Here is a 1,417-nt window from a genome sequence, read left to right as displayed (position 1 = left end):
TGAACACCGCGGCCTTGTCGGGCTCGTTCGAATGATCGCGCCAATGTTCGTATTCGGTCCGGCCGAACACGTAGCGCGCCTTCGGAAACGTCGGCACCCATTTGCCGTCGACCAGCTTCGTGTTCCAGCCGACGTGATCGACGTGAAGATGCGTGCACAGCACGGTGTCGATGCTGTCAGGCGCAAAGCCGGCCGCTGTCATCGTCTCCAGGAAGGGCGTGTTGCGGTCGTTCCAGGTCGGGACGTTGCGGCCCTGCTTGTCGTTGCCGAGCCCGGTGTCGACCACGATGCGGCGCGAAGGCGTCTCCACCACCAGCGAATGGATCGACATCTTCAGCCGGCCTTCTTCGGTGGCGTAATGCGGGATCAGCCAGGGCAGTTTCTGGATCTCCTCATTGGTCGCGAGCGGCAGGATGAAGCGCGTCGAGCCGACCGTCTCCATTTCCACGACTTTGGTGATCTTGACCCTGCCCACCTTCCACTGCATCGCCGCCTTCCCATGTTCTTGTTTTGATGCCGAAACATGCGGTTTTCCGCCATGATGTGCAATGGATCATCTAACGCGATGCGGCGTTATCGGGGGAACCGGAGGAGGAGCCATGCCAGAGCTTGCAATATCCGCTGAAAAGGTCGCCTACATCAAAGAGAAGGCGCGCGAATTCGACGTCAAGGAGGGTGATTCCGATCCGGATTCCGGCTCGAACCCCAGCGACGACGATGCGATCGACGTCCTCGAGGACGACGGCTCCGATCCTGTCGTGCAAGAGCTCGGCAGCTTCATCATCGCCCTGAACGAGGACGAGCAACTCGATCTCGTCACGCTGACCTGGCTCGGCCGCGGCGACGGCACCATCGACGAGTGGGACGATCTGCGCGCCCGCGCCGTGGAGGCGCGAAGCGAGTACCGCAGCCCGCGCCGCGAAACCGTGCGCTATCTGCTCGGCGAGCCCATGCTGGGCGATCTGCTCGCCAACGGCCTCGACGAATTCGGCATCGACTGGACCGATGAGCGCACCACCGCCGACTCCTCCGGCCCGAGCCAGCAGGACGAAGACGAGCCGACGAAGCAGCGGTGATCTTGTTTGCCTCTGCCCATCTGCGGCAGGGCAATCGGACATTATTCGCAGAATGTAGCGGCATCGGCAGTTGGCTCCCTCCCCCGCTTGCGGGGGAGGGTTGGGGAGAGGGTGTCTCCGCGCTGGGATAATCGAGATTAACCGAGGACGTCCCTGCGTGGCGAGAGCCCTCACCCGCCGCGCGCGGGACGATGCTTCGCATCGCCCGGGGCGCGGCAGCGCGCCCCGCAATCGCGACTACAGCGTGCCCGGGAACGCGCCGCCGTCCAGCAGGATGTTCTGTCCGGTGATGAAGCCGGCCTTGGCGCCGCACAGGAAGGCGCAGGCATAGCCGAACTCGT

Annotated in this window: 2 protein-coding genes and 1 pseudogene; 1 reads left to right on the top strand and 2 read right to left on the bottom strand. The window is 63.8% G+C overall.

Features of this window, described 5'->3' with window-relative positions:
- On the bottom strand, window positions 1–487 hold a 487-nt coding region (locus tag JHD07_RS38475), incomplete at its 3' end, for an MBL fold metallo-hydrolase (protein ID WP_291631730.1).
- A gap of 112 nt (window positions 488–599) precedes the next feature.
- Here JHD07_RS38475 and JHD07_RS38470 point away from each other — a divergent pair.
- Window positions 600–1,076 carry a DUF3775 domain-containing protein gene (locus JHD07_RS38470; RefSeq protein ID WP_291631729.1) on the top strand — a complete coding sequence of 159 codons (477 nt, stop codon included), beginning with the start codon at window positions 600–602 and terminating at the stop codon, window positions 1,074–1,076.
- A gap of 237 nt (window positions 1,077–1,313) precedes the next feature.
- On the opposite strand, the pseudogene JHD07_RS38465 reads toward JHD07_RS38470, so the two are convergent.
- A pseudogene (locus JHD07_RS38465) lies at window positions 1,314–1,417 on the bottom strand (3-oxoacyl-ACP reductase); the annotation flags it as partial.

The sequence above is a fragment of the Bradyrhizobium sp. genome (assembly GCF_016462955.1).
Classification (GTDB): Bacteria; Pseudomonadota; Alphaproteobacteria; order Rhizobiales; family Xanthobacteraceae; genus Bradyrhizobium.
Note: the sequence above shows the minus strand (reverse complement) of the source record. Positions and strands in the feature narration are given on the sequence as shown.